Genomic DNA, 14964 nt, shown 5'->3' with positions numbered 1-14964 from the left:
AGCGCGTTCATGATCGTAACCGACGACTCCGTCATCCTGCCGGCCCGACCCGAGCCGATCCCGCTGGATCCGGCCCGCACGGCGGTGATCGTCATCGACATGCAGAACGCCTACGCCTCCAAGGGCGGCTATCTGGATCTGGCCGGCTTCGACATCGGCGGCGCCGCCGGGGTGATCGACAAGATCAGCGACGTGCTGGACGTCGCCCGCGACGCCGGCATGACCGTGATCTACTTCCAGAACGGCTGGGACGACCAGTACGTCGAGGCCGGCGGCGAGGGCTCGCCCAACTGGTGGAAGTCCAACGCGCTGAAGACCATGCGCGCCCGGCCCGAACTTCAGGGCAAGCTCCTGGCGCGCGGCCAGTGGGACTATGAACTGGTCGATGCGCTGAAGCCCAAGCCCGGCGACATCCAGCTGCACAAGACCCGCTATTCCGGCTTCTTCAACAGCCAGCTCGACAGCGTGCTGCGGTCGCGGAACATCAAGAACCTCGTCTTCGTCGGCATCGCCACCAATGTCTGCGTGGAATCGACCCTGCGCGACGGCTTCTTCCTCGAATATTTCGGCACGGTGCTGGAGGACGCCACCCACCAGGCCGGACCCGACTTCGTCCAGAAGGCCGCCCTCTACAACATCGAGACCTTCTTCGGCTGGGTCTCGACCGTGGCCGACTTCAAGGGCGCGTTCGGACAGCTGGCGCCGCGCTGACCCCCTCCGGCCCTCTGGGCCACCTCACCCAGAGGGGGAGGATCCAGGAGCGCCGCGCCAATGCTCCCCCCTGCGGGAGCTGTCGCGGAGCCACTGAGGGGGTCATCCCACCGATCAACGACAAGAGAGGAACACGATGCCCAAGACCGTCATCACCCCGTCCGGCACGGGCACGCCGATCGCGCCGTTCTCGCCGGGCACGCTGGCCGACGGCGTAGTCTACGTCTCGGGCACCCTGGCCTTCGACAAGGACAACAACGTCGCCCACGTCGGCGACGCCGAGGGCCAGACGCGGCAGGTGCTGGAGACCATCAAGTCGGTGATCGAGACCGCCGGCGGCACGATGGACGACGTGACCATGAACCACATCTTCCTGACCGACTGGGCCAACTACCAGACCATCAACAAGGTCTATGCCGAGTATTTTCCGGGCGACAAGCCGGCCCGTTACTGCATCCAGTGCGGCCTGGTGAGGCCCGATTTCCTGGTCGAGATCGCCACCGTCGCCCACATCGGCAAGAAGTGACGATGGTCGTCACCGGAACCGTCGACGGCCTGCACTACGAACTGCACGGAGGCCCCGTGGCGGGCCGCGAGGTGGTGCTGCTGTCGTCCGGCCTGGGCGGTTCCGGCAGCTTCTGGGGGCCGCAGATGGCGGCCCTGACCGCGCGCTGGCCGGTGGTGCTGTACGACCACCGCGGCACGGGCCGCAGCGTGCGCGAACTGCCGGCCGACAGGCCCTACGCCGTCGCCGACATGGCCGGCGACATGGTCAGGGTCATGGACGCGCTGGGGATCGCCAAGGCCCACGTGGTCGGCCACGCGGCCGGCGGCAACGCCGGCCTGGCGCTGGCCCTCTCCCACCCCGACCGGCTGGGCAAGCTTGTCGTCGTCAACGGCTGGTCGCGGCCCGATCCGCACATCAGGCGCTGCTTCGACACGCGCCTGCACCTGCTCAACGACACGGGTCCCGCGGCTTACGTCCACGCCCAGGCCCTGTTCCTCTATCCGGCGACCTGGATCTCGGAGAACAGCGAGCGCCTGACCGCCGAGGAGCCGCACCACGTGGCCGGCTTCCCGCCCAAGGCCGTGATGCTGGCCCGCATCGGCGCCCTGCTCGCCTTCGACGTCGACGAGCGCCTGCCTGAGATCACCCACCCGGTGCTGGTCAGCGCCACCGCCGACGACATGCTGGTGCCCGTCACCTGCGCCCATCGCCTGGCGCAGCGCCTGCCCAACGCCGTGCTCGACGTCCTGCCCTGGGGCGGTCACGCCTCGACCGTGACCGATCCGGAGGGCTTCAACGCCTCGCTGGTCAGGTTCCTGGAGGGGGCGTGACGGACATCGCCAATCAGATCCTCCCCCTCTGGGGGAGGTGGCCCAGAGGGCCGGAGGGGGGCGCTTTCAGCTGCCTGAGATGCGGCCGATCCTGCCCCTCCCCCCTCAGTCGCTTCGCGACAGCTCCCCCACAGGGGGAGCATCTTTTCCGTCGCACCCACCACCGCTCATAAGGGGGCACTAACACCATGCAGGTCGGCGTCTTCATCCCCATCGGCAACAACGGCTGGCTCATCTCCGAGACCGCGCCGCAGTACATGCCGAGCTTCGAGCTCAACAAGACCATCGTCCAGAAAGCCGAGAGCTACGGCCTCGACTTCGCGCTCTCGATGATCAAGCTGCGCGGCTTCGGCGGCAAGACCGAGTTCTGGGAGCACAATCTCGAGAGTTTCACCCTGATGGCCGGCCTGGCGGCCGTGACGCAGAAGATCAAGGTCTTCGCCACCGTCGCCACCCTGACCATCCCGCCGGCGATCGTCGCGCGCATGGCCTCGACCATCGATTCCATCGCCCCGGGCCGCTTCGGCATCAACCTGGTCACCGGCTGGCAGAAGGCCGAGTACAGCCAGATGGGCCTGTGGCCCGGCGAGCAGCACTACACCGACCGCTACAACTACCTGGCCGAGTACGCGACCGTGCTGAAGGACCTGCTGGAGACCGGCGTCTCGGACTTCAAGGGCAAGTACTTCACCATGGACGACTGCCGGGTCAGCCCGCACCCGCAGGAGACCAAGCTGATCTGCGCCGGCTCGTCGGACGAGGGCCTGGCCTTCACCGCGCAATATGCCGACTACAGCTTCGCCCTGGGCAAGGGAACCAACACCCCGACGGCCTTCGCCTCGGTCAACAAGCGCCTGGAAGCGGCCGCCGCCAAGACCGGCCGCGACGTCGCCTCGTTCATCCTGTTCATGGTCATCGCCGACGAGACCGACGAGAAGGCCCTGGCCAAGTGGCAGAAGTACCGTGACGGGGCCGACCAGCAGGCCCTGGCCTGGCTGACCAACCAGGCCGCGCCCAACGCCGCGGCCGGCGCCACCACCAACACCGCCCAGCTGGCCGCGCCGGAATCGGCGGTGAACCTCAACATGGGCACCCTGGTGGGCAGCTACGAAAGCATCGCCCGCATGCTCGACGAGATCGCGCAGGTTCCCGGCACCGGCGGCGTGCTGCTGACCTTCGACGACTTCGTCCAGGGCATCGACGACTTCGGGACCAGGATCCAGCCGCTGATGAAGAGCCGGAAGTAAGCGCTGGAAGGCCCCCTCGGTCGCTCCGCGACAGCTCCCCCAAAGGGGGAGATGGCCCAGAGGGCCGAAGGGGGCCCGCCGCAAGGCGGGTCTTTCTAGTCCAGCGTCATCATGTCGATCAGCTTGACCCGGAAGATCATCACGCTGTTGGGCGGGATCTCGCCGGCGGCGCGGTCGCCGTAGCCGAGCGACGGCGGGACGAACAGCGTCCATTCGTCGCCGACCTTCATCTTCGGCAGGGCCTCCATCCAGGCCGGCACCAGGCCGCCCAGCGGCGCGATCAGCGGCTTGCCGCGCGCGAACGAGCTGTCGAACACCGTGCCGTCGACCAGCTTGCCCTCGTAATGGACCTTGATGATCTCGCCTTCCTTCGGCGAGGGCGCGTCCTTCGCGCCAGCGGTCGTGACCTTGTATTGCAGGCCCGACGGCAGGGTGATCACGCCCGGCTGCTTGGCGTTGGCGGCCAGCCAGGCGGTCGACTTGGCCAGGTTGTCGGCGGCCGGATCGGCCGTGACGTTCGGGGCCGGCGCCGGGGTCGGCGCGGTCTGGGCCAGGGCCGGAGCGGCCAGGACGAGGGACAACCCCAGGGCGATGAGAGCGGTGCGCATGTTTGGGCGACTCGTGTTATCTATGCGACGAAATGTCAGAATAGACATTCGGCTGTACGAGAGCACACTAAAAACCGAGGGCTCGTGTTCAGCCAGAAGAAGAACGGCCATTTTCTACTTGGATCGTTCTTCGCTCGTCGGGAAGGAAACGTCATGGCCAGGGCTACTGGCGGCTCATTGAGCGGAGCGCATTGGTGGCAGCGCCACCCGATGTTCGCGCTCTTCGTCGGCTGGGTGGTGATCGGCTCGCTGGGTCTCGCCGCCGCCGTTCAGGTGTGGCCGATCCTCGCACGCTTCACGCCGCTCGCCTGAAGGCGCGCTCGGCGAACTCCAGGAAATACAGCCAGTTGGGCCCGGGCGTGTGCCTGCTCACCGGTCAGGACAGCGCCCGCCAGCAGGTCTCGGCGTCTCACCGCGCGTCGGCTCGGGCGTAGAGGCCCAGCATCGTCCCGACGAAGCCGCCGGCGACCTTGGTCGACAGGATGGTCCCGTCCTGGTCCCGCGCCAGGCTATTCCAGGCGCCGTCGCCGGGCGCGTAGGAAAAGTCGTAGAGCCCGCCGCGCGCCTCGATCCGCAGCCGCACCGGAGCGCCGGCCGCCACGCCCAGCGGCGCGCGGGCCACGACGACGCCGTCGACCGGATCCTTCCGCCCCGCCCGCTTTTCCAGCCGCACCTCGGGCCGACCATCCGCGCCGCCGGCCACGGTCAGGGCGTAGAAGAACTCGTCGTTCTGCAGCGCCACGATCCCGGCCCGGTCGCCGTCGCCCTTCGGCGAAAAGCGCACCGTCGTCTCGGCGCTGGCGTTGATGTGCTGCTGGCGGCGCGCCCAGATCGACGGCTGCTCGAACCCGCCCAGCCGGTCGGGACGCGCCGTCAGCACCAGCGCCCCGTCCTTCAGATCCCACCACCGCCCGGCCGGGATGCGCATGGTCATCCAGTCCAGGCCCAGGGCCTTGCCGTCGAAGGTTTCGCGCACGGTGAAGGCCCCGGTGGTCGGAATCTTCGGCGCAGGCCCCGGCGGCAGTTTCGGCCGCTTGGCCGCGTAGGGGATGGCCGTCTTGCCTGGCAGGATCACCGGCCAGCCGTCCTTCCACTCCACCGGCATCAGAAAGGTCTCGCGGCCGGTGTTGTACGCATCGTCGCCATAGGGCCGCACGGCCAGGAAAGTCGCCCACCACTGGCCGTCCCCAGTCTGGACGAGGTCGGCATGGCCGGCCGAGGTGATCGGATGGGCGCGGTCCCTGGGCAGGTCGCGCTGGGTCAGGATCGGGTTGCCGGCATGGGGCGCGTAGGGTCCGGTCACCGTGTCGGACCTCAGCACCACTTGCGAGTGGCCCTCGGCCGTGCCGCCCTCGGCGGCGGTCAGGTAGTAGCGGCCGTCGACCTTCTGGATGTGCGGCCCCTCGATCCAGATCGGCTTGGTCGAGGGATCCACGCCCCCGTCGACCAGCACCGAGCGCGGCCCGACCATCTTGCCGGCCCTGGGATCGTACTCCTGGATCCAGATCGCCCGGTGGCCGTCATAGCGCGAGGGTCCCTGCGGCGGGCCGTTGTTGACGATCCATGCCCGCCCGTCACCGTCGAAGAACAGCGAGGTGTCGATGCCGTCGATCTCCGGCAGCCACACCGGATCCGACCACGGCCCCTTCGGGTCCCTGGCCGTGACCAGGAAATTGCCGCCGCAGTCGACGCAGGTGTTGAGGATGTAGAACACCCCCGCGTGCTCGGTGATGGCCGGCGCGAACACCGCCCGCGACATCGCCAGCCGCTTGAAGTCCAGCTGGCCGGGTCGGTCGATGGCGTTGCCGATCTGGGTCCAGTTCACCAGGTCCCTGCTGTGGAACACCGGAATGCCGGGGAACCAGGCGAAGGTCGAGTTGACCAGGTAGTAGTCCTGCCCTGCCCGCGTGACGCTGGGATCGGGATAGAAACCCTTGAGGATCGGGTTGGCGTACTGGCCGGCCGCCAGCGGCGCGTCGGTCGGGTCCTTGCCGCTGTAGACGAACTCGTCGAAGGCGGCCGCGCCGGGCGCCAGGGGCGCGGCCTGGGCGGCGCCGGCCAGCAGCGACAAAGTCAGGGCGGGAGCCAGGGCGAGACGCAGCATCACCACCGCCCTCCCCTAGCGCGCTGGCGCGTCGCGCAGGGCCTGGGCCACCGCCTGACGCAAAGGCTTCGGCGCGTAGGCGTCGTCGTAGAGCGTCGGCCGCTTGGGGGCCTTGTCCTGGCGCAGCCACTGGTTCTGAAGCCACGAGTACTTGTCGACCATGCCCCAGGCGAGCAGCTCCCTGGTCTGGCGATAGCTCAGCATCAGGTCGAGATAGGCCTTGCCATAGGCCGCCACGGCCGCGTCGCGAGCGGCGAAGTCGACCGGCAGGCCCTTGTCGTGGACGTCGAACTCGGTGAGCGCCAGGTCATAGCCCATACCCACCGCCTCATCGACGAAGGCCCGCCATTCCTTTTCCTGCGGCCGGCCAAAGCCCGTGAAGCTGTCGGCGTTCTCGGCCCCGATGTGGCTCTGGATCCCCAGGGCGTCGACCGGAACGTTGCGCTTGCGAAAGCCCTCCAGCAGCTTGAGCACGCCATGGCGGTGCTTCTCGTTGCCGACCTCCCAGCTCATATAGTCGTTGTAGACGAGCCGGGCCTTGGGGGCTGCCTTGCGGGCCAGGTGGAACGAGGCGTCCAGCACCGGCTCGACCCCGCCCATGGCGTCGGAAAAGACCGTGCGACGCAGGGCGCCGTCGGCGGGATCGACGGTCTCGTTGACCACGTCCCAGGAATAGATCTGCGGATAGTGGGCGCACACCCGGTCGATGTGCTCGGCCAGCATGGCCTCGACCCTGGCGGCGGGCTTGGCCCCAAAGTCGTAGTCCTTCAGCCAGGCCGGAAACCACTGCGGGTGATGCCACAGCAGGGTGTGGCCGCGCAGGCCCGCGCCGTGCTCGGCGGCGAAGGCGGCGATGCGGTCGGCGCGTTCGAAGGCGAAGGTCTTCTCCGCCGGGCGCAACACGTACCACTTCAGCTCGTTCTCGGGGACCAGCACCCCGCACTCGTCGGCCAGGATGGCGCGATAGCGGGCGTCCTCGAACGAGCCGGTCAGCGATCCCGGCGGACCCGCGCCCACGGCGCTGCCGAAGACGAGGCCCTTCTGGGCGGCGAGGGACTTGAGCGGCTGGACCTTGCTCTCGGCCAGGGCCGGCGAAGCGAGGGCGACGGCGGCGGCGCCCATCAAGGCATCGCGACGGGTAATCATACGGAACCCCACTCAAAGAAACCACGCACCGCCCTGGATGCGCCCGAGGCGCGCCCAGATCCTCCGTCGGAGGCAACGATGCGCGGATGAAGTCGGCAGGAGAAACAGGCGCGCGGCGAAGAGCGAGGGCCGCGCGCCCGGGTACGCGGTACTAGAAGCTGGCGCGCAGCACGAAGGTGTAGCGCCGATCGTTCATGAACCAGGAGCGACCCGTCTTCAGCAGGTTGCTGTTGAGCACCTGGGTCGTGCGGGTGGTCTCGTTCAGCAGGTTCACCGCCTGCACCCCGACCTTCACCTTCGGATTGACGGTGTAGAAGAACGAGCCGTCCAGCTGGCCGGTGGCCTCGTTCATGATCGGGGCGTAGGGCACGATCACGTCGCGGACGGTGAGCAGGAAGTCCGAGCGCCAGTTGTAGGCCAGGCGCGCCGACACCGGCCCCTTCTCGTAGATCGCCGCGAAGTTGACGTTGTGCTTGGACAGGCCCTGCAGCGGCAGCTTGCTGGTGTCGACCGTGGTGACGCGGCCGGCGGCCACGTCGGGGTCGGTCGCCGACAGGGTGCTCTGCGGGACGCCGCTGCTCTCGATGTAGCTGTAGTTGGCGTTGATGCCGAACCCGTCCAGCGGCTTGGGCAGGAAGTCGTAGAACTGCTGGTAGCCGATCTCGAAGCCCTTGACCGTCGCCTTCTTGTCGGAGTTGCCGGGCGTGGTCACCAGCACGTCGAACGTCGCCCCGTTGTTGGTGAACGGCACGCGCGCGGTGGTGTTGGTGGCGACGTCGCTCAGCTCCTTCCAGAAGGCCGCGAAGGTCAGCGAGCCGACCGGCGCGAAGTACCACTCCACCGAGGCGTCGACATTGGTCGACTGGGTGGGCTTCAGGAAGGGGTTGCCGACCGTCACGTTGCCCGACGGCTGGCCGTTGGTGATGCCGTCGTTGTTCGTGTTGAGGGCCAGGTTGTAATAGTTGCGGGTCAGGCCGATGTCGGGCGGCGTCATCGTCTTGGAGACGCCCAGACGGTACTGAAGGCCGTGCGGGGCCATGATCTTCACGTTCAGGCTGGGCAGCCAGTAGTCGAACGAGGCCTTGGCGATGCTCGGCGTCAGGGCGCCGTTCGACCAGGCCCGGGCCGCGGCCCGCACCTGCGGCGTCAGCGAGCAGAACGACGAGGCGACGAACGGCGGCTTGGGCTCGGGCAGCGCCAGCCAGTTGTTGAACGCCAGGGTGCAGTCGGCGTCGGTGGCCAGGCTGGTCGAGATCGGGAACGCCAGGTAGCCGGTCGCCTCGCGATCGGTCTTGGTGTAGCGCAGGCCGATGTTGCCGCTGATCTTGTAGTCGCCGACATCGCCCTTGAAGCGGGCCATCAGGTAGGCGGCCTTGGTCACCTCGTTGACCGGGTTGATCTCCTGCGGACGGAACGGCGTGCCGGCGGTGACGCCGCAACGCTGCGCCAGCGGCACCCAGTTCTGCGGGCACCTCTGGCCGGTCTGCGCGTCGAGCACCGTGCGGTCACGCCACTCGTCGCCGACCGACAGCAGGAACTGCGAGACCGAGCCGTAGTTGTCGACCACGTTCTGCGAGAAGAACAGGCGCGGATCCGAGCCCGTCGGCACGCCGGTCTTGCCCCGCAGGAAGTTGTTGAAGGCATAGGCCTCGACGAACTGGGTGCTGTTTGCGCCGCCGGCGGTGTTGGGATTGCCGTTGATGGGATCGTCCATCCACACCGGGCCGCCGCTGCCCCAGATCTCGCTGACCACGCCCCAGTTGTAGGCCGAGAAGCGAGTGGTCTGGTCGCGTTCCGACCAGCGGGCGCCGCCCTTGATCGAGTCCAGCCAGCTGTCGTTGTTGAGCTTGTACTCGACGTCGATCTTGACCGCGTCCTCGGTGCCTTCCGACTGCTCGATGTGGTCCATCGCCGAGCGCCAGAAGTTGTTGTACGGGTCGCTGAGGCTGGCGTGGGTCCCGCGGGTGTAGGACGGGCAGTTGTTGTTGAACGGCGCGCAGTTCGACACCGCCGTGCCGCTGGACGGGGCCGTGAACTTCACGTCCGGCAGGTCGCTGCCGTTGAGCTTGATCGAGGCGTTCTGGAACGTCGAGCCCCATATGCCCATGCTGATCGCGTCGACCGTCGAGTCCACGTGCTGGGCGTCGAACAGCACGCCCCAGTGCTCGTTCGGCGTCCACTTGAAGTTGAAGCCGTAGTCGGTGGTGATGTTGGTCGTGTTCTCGTCGCGGCGGACGTTGTTCGACTGCAGGCCGTTGATCGGGGTGCGCGGATCCGAACCATTCTGGTCGGCGCGCCAGCCGGTGACGCCGGTGATGATCCCGTTGGTGAAGACGCCGTCCTCGTCGAACGAGAAGGTGGTGCCGTCGGCGGGGCGCGAGTCGCCGTTGCCGGCCACGTTGTCGGTGGCGATCTCGACCGCGTGCTCGGTCCATTTCACGGTCGACTTCGAGCGCAGGTACTGCAGCGAGGCCTGCATCGTGCCGTCGTTGCTCTTCCACTGGATCGCGCCGGCCTGGCCCTGGCGTTCACGGTCGTTGGTGGTCGAGCGGAACGCGGCCCCGCGCGGGAACCACACGCCCTTCGTGCCATTGCCGCAGTCGGCGCTGGAGACGCCCAGGTTGGTGCGGCAGCCGAAGTTCGACACCTGGATGGCGTCGCTGCGGCTGGCCAGCTGCGAGTTGACGAAGCTGGCCAGGACGCCGACCTCGCCGAAGCTGGTGTCGAAGCGATCGCTGTAGAGGAACGAGTAGGTCGGCTTCCATTCCTTGACCATGTCGCCGTAGCTGGCCTCGGCCGACATCGACAGGATGCGCTTGTTGCTGTCGAACGGCAGGCGCGTGCGCAGGTTCACCGTGCCCGAGATGCCGCCCTCGATCAGGTCGGCCGAGGGGCTCTTGAACACGTCGACGCCGCCCATCAGTTCCGACGGCACGTCGGCGAAGCTGAGGATGCGGCCGTTGTTGGCGGTGAAGGTGTCGCGGCCGTTCAGTTCCGAGCGCACGAAGTTCAGGCCGCGGACCACGACGCCCGAGCCTTCGACCGAGAAGTGGTCGGGGTCGACGCCGGCGGCGAAGCGGTTGATCGACACGCCGGGCACGCGCTGCAGGGCTTCGGTCACCGAGCGGTCCGGCAGGGCCCCGATGTCCTCGGCGGTGATCGAGTCGCCGATGATCTCGGACGACTGCTTCAGCTGCTGGCTGCTCTTGAGGCTCTGGCGGATGCTGGTGACGACCACCTCGTCGACCGTGTCCTCGGTGGTCTTGCCGCTGGCCGGAGCGGTCGTCTGGGCCAGGGCCGACGCCCCGAACACCAGGCTCAGCGCCAGGGCCGACGCCCCGCACTTCAGGCCGAATTTCAGGTTGTCGCCGAGAGTCTGGCGCCCACGCGTCGCGGACGCTCCGTTGACGGAGCTCATTCTTGTATTCCTCCCCAGGATCGGCAACGCGGTAGCGCTACCATTGGTCATATGTCGAGACCATTATTGGTCTGATGATATGGCAAAGGTCGACCACGTCAAGGGCGTTGACATAACCCTGTAACGTCACTCGAAGCGCCGTCCATCTTTTTGTTTTGAAACGACTTTTCCGACAAAAGAGGTGCTTCGGCGATTTTTCGCCTGCGGGAAACGTGACAAATGCGGACAGCGCAGTCAATTTACGACCTGCTTGAAACGGCGTTCAAAGCCGTGCGGACATAAGATCTTCTGGGGCGGGAAAGCGTATCATGTCAGACCAACGCGTGAGGTCCGTCGTCGTCGTGGGCGGCGGCACGGCCGGGTGGATGACGGCCGCGGCGCTGGCCAAGACGCTCAGCGCCCAGGGGCTGAAGATCACCCTCGTCGAATCCGAAGCCATCGGCACGGTCGGCGTCGGCGAAGCCACCATCCCGCCGATCCTGACCTTCAACGCCATGCTCGGCATCGACGAGCCGACGTTCATGCGGGCCACCAAGGCCAGCTTCAAGCTGGGCATCGAGTTCGTCGACTGGGGCGCGGTCGGCGAGACCTACCATCACCCGTTCGGAACCTTCGGCCTCGACCTGGAGGGCATCAAGTTCCACCAGGTCTGGCGCAAGTTCGCGGACCTCGCCGGTCCGATCGGCGACTACAACCTCACCGAGGCCGCCGCCCGCCGCTGGCGTTTCGCCCTGCCCGACCCCGACCCGTCCAAGGTGATGTCGAGCCTGAGATACGCCTACCACTTCGACGCCGGCCTCTATGCCCGCTTCCTGCGCGGCTTTTCCGAACAGCGCGGCGTCGTCCGCATCGAGGGCCGCATCGGCCGGGTGGACCAGAACGCCGGGACCGGCTTCGTCGAGGCCGTGGTGCTTGAGGACGGCCGCCGCGTCGAGGGCGACTTCTTCGTCGACTGCACCGGCTTCCGCGGCCTCGTCATCGGCCAGGCCCTGAAGGTCCCCTACCAGGACTGGGGCCGCTGGCTGCCCAACAACCGCGCCGTGGCCATCGGCTGCCAGCTCGGCGGCGACGGCCTCACCCCGTTCACCCGCGCCACCGCCCGCGAGGGCGGCTGGCAGTGGCGCATCCCGCTGCAGCACCGCATCGGCAACGGCTACGTCTATTCCAGCCATCACGTCGACGACCAGCGGGCGCTCGACACCCTGCTGGCCAACCTCGACGGCGCCCCGACCGACGAGCCCAACTTCCTGCGCTTCACGCCGGGCCGCCGCGAGCGCGCCTGGGAAAAGAACGTCTGCTCGATCGGCCTGTCGGCCGGCTTCATCGAGCCGCTGGAAAGCACCAGCATCCACATGATCCAGGCCGGCGTCACCAAGCTCCTGGCCCTGTTCCCGCGCAACGGCGTCGATCCGCTGGAAATCGACGAATACAACCGCCTGACCGCCGAGCAGGTCGACCGCATCCGCGACTTCGTCATCCTGCACTTCCACGCCACCCGCCGCGACGACACCGACTACTGGCGCTACCTGTCGTCGATGACCGTGCCCGACAGCCTGGCCCGGCGCATGGAGCTGTTCGCCCACCGCGGCCGCTGGTTCCCGTCGGAATACGACCTGTTCCACGAGCCCAACTGGCTGGCCGTGCTGCTGGGCCAGGGGATCGTGCCCGAGGAATGGGATCCATTGGTCGACAGCCTGCCCGAGGATCAGGTGCGCCAGCGCCTCTCCCACCTGTCCGCCCTGATCGCCCGCACCGCCGAGGCGATGCCGGACCACGCCGAGTTCGTCGCCCGCTACTGCGGCGCGCCGCAAGGAGTCGCCGCATGACCAACGACCGCATCCGCCACGTCGTCATCGTCGGCGGTGGCACCGCCGGCTGGATGACCGCCGCCGCCCTGGGACGCTTCCTCAAGGACGGCGTCACCAAGGTCACGGTCATCGAAAGCGAGGCCATTGGCACCGTCGGGGTCGGCGAGTCGACCATCCCCCAGATCAACATGTTCAACCGCATGCTGGGCCTGGACGAGGACGACTTCCTGCGTCGCACCAAGGCCACCTACAAGCTGGCCATCGAGTTCCGCGACTGGAAAGAGATCGGCCACACCTACCATCACCCCTTCGGCCCCTACGGCGTCGACATGGAAGGGGTGTCGTTCCACGCCTACTGGCTGCGCTACCAGGCCATGGGCGAGGCGGCCGACCTGTCCGAATACTCCCTGCAGTCGCTGGCCGCCGCGAAGGCCAGGTTCCAGCGCCCGACCGGCCAGAAGAACTCGCCGCTGGGCGACATCGCCTACGCCTTCCACTTCGACGCCGGCCTCTACGCCCGCTTCCTGCGCGACTACGCCGAGGCCCGCAGCGTGCGCCGCATCGAGGGCCGGATCGTCGACGTCGCCCTGCGCGGGACCGACGGCTTCGTCCAGTCGGTGACGCTGGAGAACGGAACCGTCGTCGAGGGCGACCTCTTCATCGACTGCTCGGGCTTCCGGGGCCTCCTGATCGAGGGCGCGATGAAAAGCGGCTTCGAGGACTGGTCGCACTGGCTGCTCAACGACCGCGCCGTGGCGGTCCCTTGCGCCTCGGGCGGCTCGACCGATCCGGTCACCCGCGCCACCGCCCGCCCCGCCGGCTGGCAATGGCGCATCCCGCTGCAGCACCGCATCGGCAACGGCTACGCCTTCTCCAGCCAGCACATCAGCGAGGACGAGGCCACGGCCTACCTGCTGGCCAATCTCGACGGCGAGGCCCTGGCCGATCCCTGGACGCTGCGGTTCAAGGCCGGTCGCCGCAAGAAGAGCTGGAACAAGAACGTCGTGGCCATCGGCCTGTCGGCCGGCTTCATGGAGCCGCTGGAAAGCCAGAGCATCCACCTGATCCAGGTGGGGATCTCGCGCCTGCTGGCCATGTTCCCCGACCGCCGCTTCCAGCAGCCCGACATCGACCGCTACAACCGGGTGATGACCTTCGAGTACGAGAAGATCCGCGACTTCCTCATCCTGCACTACAAGGCCACGCAGCGCTCGGACACGCCCTACTGGGACTATCTGCGCGAGATGGAAATCCCGGAGTACCTGGCCGACAAGATCGCCGTCTTCGAAAGCCACGGCCGGATCTTCCGCGAGAACGAGGAGCTGTTCAACGACACCTCCTGGTTCGCCGTCATGGTCGGCCAGGGCCTCAAGCCCAAGGGCTGGGACCCGATGGCCGACATCATGAGCGACGATCTGCTGCGCGCCCGCATGAACGAGATCCGCGCCGTCATCGCCCGCTCGGCCGAGGGCATGCCCGACCACATGAGCTTCGTGGCCGAGCGGGTGGCGGGGGCGCGGGCGGCCTAGGTTGGATCGACAATCAGGTCGCTATCTCACCGAGCTTCCCCGCGAAGGCGGGGATCCAAGCTGCATTTCAGGATACGGCGCGGCCGCGAGCAACCCGCAACCTCCGCTTGGGTCCCCGCCTTCGCGGGGAAGAACGGATTGAGGGCGCGGCCGTCGATGAATGTCGATCAGACCTAGTTCCCGTCATGGTCCTCGTCCTTCGACAAGCTCAGGATGAGGACCATTTCAGGCTCGGCGGCTCAGTCGAAAACCTCACCCTGAGCTTGTCGAAGGGCGCGGTTTCGCTTCCCCCTAACCCGCGAAGAAGCGCGCGAAGCCCTTGTTGGTGACCCGGGCCAGGGCGGCGCGGTAGTCGCCGTAGGCGGCCGCGTCCGGCCCGACGCGGCCGAAGGCCGGCTGCGCCACGCGGCGCAACGGCACGAAGGCGATGGGGGCGGCTGCCGGCGTCAGGTGGCTGCCCTGGCCCACCTGCAAGGTGGTCAGCATGCCGTACATCTCGCCGCCGATCGCCGGCCGGCCCAGGATGATCAGCCGGAACTGGCCCAGCTCGTTGGTGATCAGGTAGGTGTGGCCCGACTGGTTCGACAGCGACACCGCGCCCCGCTGGGTGAACTCGGCGTCCTGCCGCGCGGCCTCGCGGAACACCAGGCTCGAGGCCTCGTCGTCCCACACGATCTCGGTGCGATAGGCGTAGACGGCGGCCGGGTCCTCGAACGAGGGCCGCAGGGTCAGGTACTCGCCCTCCAGCCAGGTCACGGCCGGCCGCGAATAGGCCCCCAGGGCCTCGGGGGCCAGGCCCGTCACGGCGGCGAGCGCGGCAGGCGCGGCCGCGCGCAGCGGCTGCTCCAGGGCCTCTTCCAGCCGGATGGTCGTGGCCAGGGTGAAGGGCCGACGGCCGCTGAGGGCCTTCTCCAGGGTCGAGATGCTGATCCGGGCCCGGTCGGCCAGCTGCTGGCGCGACATCCGGCGACGCGCCAGCGCCTCGCGCACGCGCGCGGCGATGGCCAGGCTCTGCTCGTCCGGCAGCTCGGCTTCCGGCGCCAGGGTCATCGGCA

12 protein-coding genes are annotated in these 14964 nt (G+C 67.9%); 7 read left to right on the top strand and 5 right to left on the bottom strand.

The window, feature by feature from the left end; translation table 11 throughout:
* Window positions 1-9: 9 nt before the first annotated feature.
* From rutB to rutA, 4 genes are all read left to right on the top strand, one after another.
* Complete coding sequence (gene rutB / locus V6S85_RS05850; RefSeq protein WP_334348344.1) at window positions 10-711, top strand: pyrimidine utilization protein B; 702 nt, start codon at window positions 10-12, stop codon at window positions 709-711.
* 136 nt (window positions 712-847) lie between these two features.
* Window positions 848-1237, top strand: coding sequence for a pyrimidine utilization protein C (gene rutC / locus V6S85_RS05845; RefSeq protein WP_334348343.1), 390 nt, complete (start codon window positions 848-850; stop codon window positions 1235-1237).
* Between the two features lie 2 nt (window positions 1238-1239).
* Window positions 1240-2049 carry a pyrimidine utilization protein D gene (gene rutD, locus V6S85_RS05840; protein ID WP_334348342.1) on the top strand — a complete coding sequence of 270 codons (810 nt, stop codon included), beginning with the start codon at window positions 1240-1242 and terminating at the stop codon, window positions 2047-2049.
* Between the two features lie 188 nt (window positions 2050-2237).
* Window positions 2238-3296, top strand: coding sequence for a pyrimidine utilization protein A (gene rutA / locus V6S85_RS05835; RefSeq protein WP_116490364.1), 1059 nt, complete (start codon window positions 2238-2240; stop codon window positions 3294-3296).
* Window positions 3297-3391: 95 nt separating this feature from the next.
* Here the strand turns inward: rutA and V6S85_RS05830 are convergent, their stop codons facing one another.
* Complete coding sequence (locus tag V6S85_RS05830) at window positions 3392-3904, bottom strand: FKBP-type peptidyl-prolyl cis-trans isomerase (RefSeq protein ID WP_334348341.1); 513 nt, start codon at window positions 3902-3904, stop codon at window positions 3392-3394.
* Between the two features lie 84 nt (window positions 3905-3988).
* On the opposite strand from V6S85_RS05830, the gene V6S85_RS05825 reads away from it, so the two are divergent.
* Window positions 3989-4216, top strand: a complete 228-nt coding sequence (locus V6S85_RS05825; RefSeq protein ID WP_133244701.1) for a hypothetical protein — start codon at window positions 3989-3991, stop codon at window positions 4214-4216.
* Between the two features lie 97 nt (window positions 4217-4313).
* Here the strand turns inward: V6S85_RS05825 and V6S85_RS05820 are convergent, their stop codons facing one another.
* The 3 genes from V6S85_RS05820 to V6S85_RS05810 all read right to left on the bottom strand — a co-directional run bounded on the left by V6S85_RS05820 (window position 4314) and on the right by V6S85_RS05810 (window position 10572).
* Complete coding sequence (locus tag V6S85_RS05820; RefSeq protein ID WP_334348555.1) at window positions 4314-6008, bottom strand: glycoside hydrolase family 43 protein; 1695 nt, start codon at window positions 6006-6008, stop codon at window positions 4314-4316.
* Window positions 6009-6023: 15 nt separating this feature from the next.
* Window positions 6024-7130, bottom strand: coding sequence for an endo-1,4-beta-xylanase (locus V6S85_RS05815; protein ID WP_334348340.1), 1107 nt, complete (start codon window positions 7128-7130; stop codon window positions 6024-6026).
* Between the two features lie 175 nt (window positions 7131-7305).
* Complete coding sequence (locus V6S85_RS05810; RefSeq protein WP_116563853.1) at window positions 7306-10572, bottom strand: TonB-dependent receptor; 3267 nt, start codon at window positions 10570-10572, stop codon at window positions 7306-7308.
* A gap of 308 nt (window positions 10573-10880) precedes the next feature.
* Here V6S85_RS05810 and V6S85_RS05805 point away from each other — a divergent pair, with 308 nt between their 5' ends.
* Window positions 10881-12398 carry a tryptophan halogenase family protein gene (locus tag V6S85_RS05805; RefSeq protein ID WP_116563855.1) on the top strand — a complete coding sequence of 506 codons (1518 nt, stop codon included), beginning with the start codon at window positions 10881-10883 and terminating at the stop codon, window positions 12396-12398.
* The gene (locus V6S85_RS05800) at window positions 12395-13909 is read left to right on the top strand and encodes a tryptophan halogenase family protein (protein WP_334348339.1); all 1515 of its coding nucleotides are present in this window, start codon (window positions 12395-12397) and stop codon (window positions 13907-13909) included. The genes V6S85_RS05805 and V6S85_RS05800 overlap by 4 nt, the downstream gene beginning before the upstream one ends.
* A gap of 291 nt (window positions 13910-14200) precedes the next feature.
* Here V6S85_RS05800 and V6S85_RS05795 read toward each other — a convergent pair whose 3' ends face one another.
* On the bottom strand, window positions 14201-14959 hold the full coding sequence (locus V6S85_RS05795) for a helix-turn-helix domain-containing protein (RefSeq protein WP_334348338.1): 759 nt from the start codon (window positions 14957-14959) through the stop codon (window positions 14201-14203).
* Window positions 14960-14964 lie beyond the last annotated feature (5 nt).

Source organism: Caulobacter sp. CCNWLW153, assembly GCF_036889365.1.
Lineage (GTDB): Bacteria > Pseudomonadota > Alphaproteobacteria > Caulobacterales > Caulobacteraceae > Caulobacter > Caulobacter radicis.
The sequence above is the reverse complement of the archived record's forward strand: the minus strand, read 5'-3'. Positions and strand labels throughout refer to the sequence as shown.

Coding starts and splice junctions, on each gene's coding strand:
- rutB (WP_334348344.1), top strand. CDS start 10: ATGATCGTAACCGACGACTCCGTCATCCTGCCGGCCCGACCCGAGCCG.
- rutC (WP_334348343.1), top strand. CDS start 848: ATGCCCAAGACCGTCATCACCCCGTCCGGCACGGGCACGCCGATCGCG.
- rutD (WP_334348342.1), top strand. CDS start 1,240: ATGGTCGTCACCGGAACCGTCGACGGCCTGCACTACGAACTGCACGGA.
- rutA (WP_116490364.1), top strand. CDS start 2,238: ATGCAGGTCGGCGTCTTCATCCCCATCGGCAACAACGGCTGGCTCATC.
- V6S85_RS05830 (WP_334348341.1), bottom strand. CDS start 3,904: ATGCGCACCGCTCTCATCGCCCTGGGGTTGTCCCTCGTCCTGGCCGCT.
- V6S85_RS05820 (WP_334348555.1), bottom strand. CDS start 6,008: ATGCTGCGTCTCGCCCTGGCTCCCGCCCTGACTTTGTCGCTGCTGGCC.
- V6S85_RS05815 (WP_334348340.1), bottom strand. CDS start 7,130: ATGGGCGCCGCCGCCGTCGCCCTCGCTTCGCCGGCCCTGGCCGAGAGC.
- V6S85_RS05810 (WP_116563853.1), bottom strand. CDS start 10,572: ATGAGCTCCGTCAACGGAGCGTCCGCGACGCGTGGGCGCCAGACTCTC.
- V6S85_RS05805 (WP_116563855.1), top strand. CDS start 10,881: ATGTCAGACCAACGCGTGAGGTCCGTCGTCGTCGTGGGCGGCGGCACG.
- V6S85_RS05800 (WP_334348339.1), top strand. CDS start 12,395: ATGACCAACGACCGCATCCGCCACGTCGTCATCGTCGGCGGTGGCACC.
- V6S85_RS05795 (WP_334348338.1), bottom strand. CDS start 14,959: ATGACCCTGGCGCCGGAAGCCGAGCTGCCGGACGAGCAGAGCCTGGCC.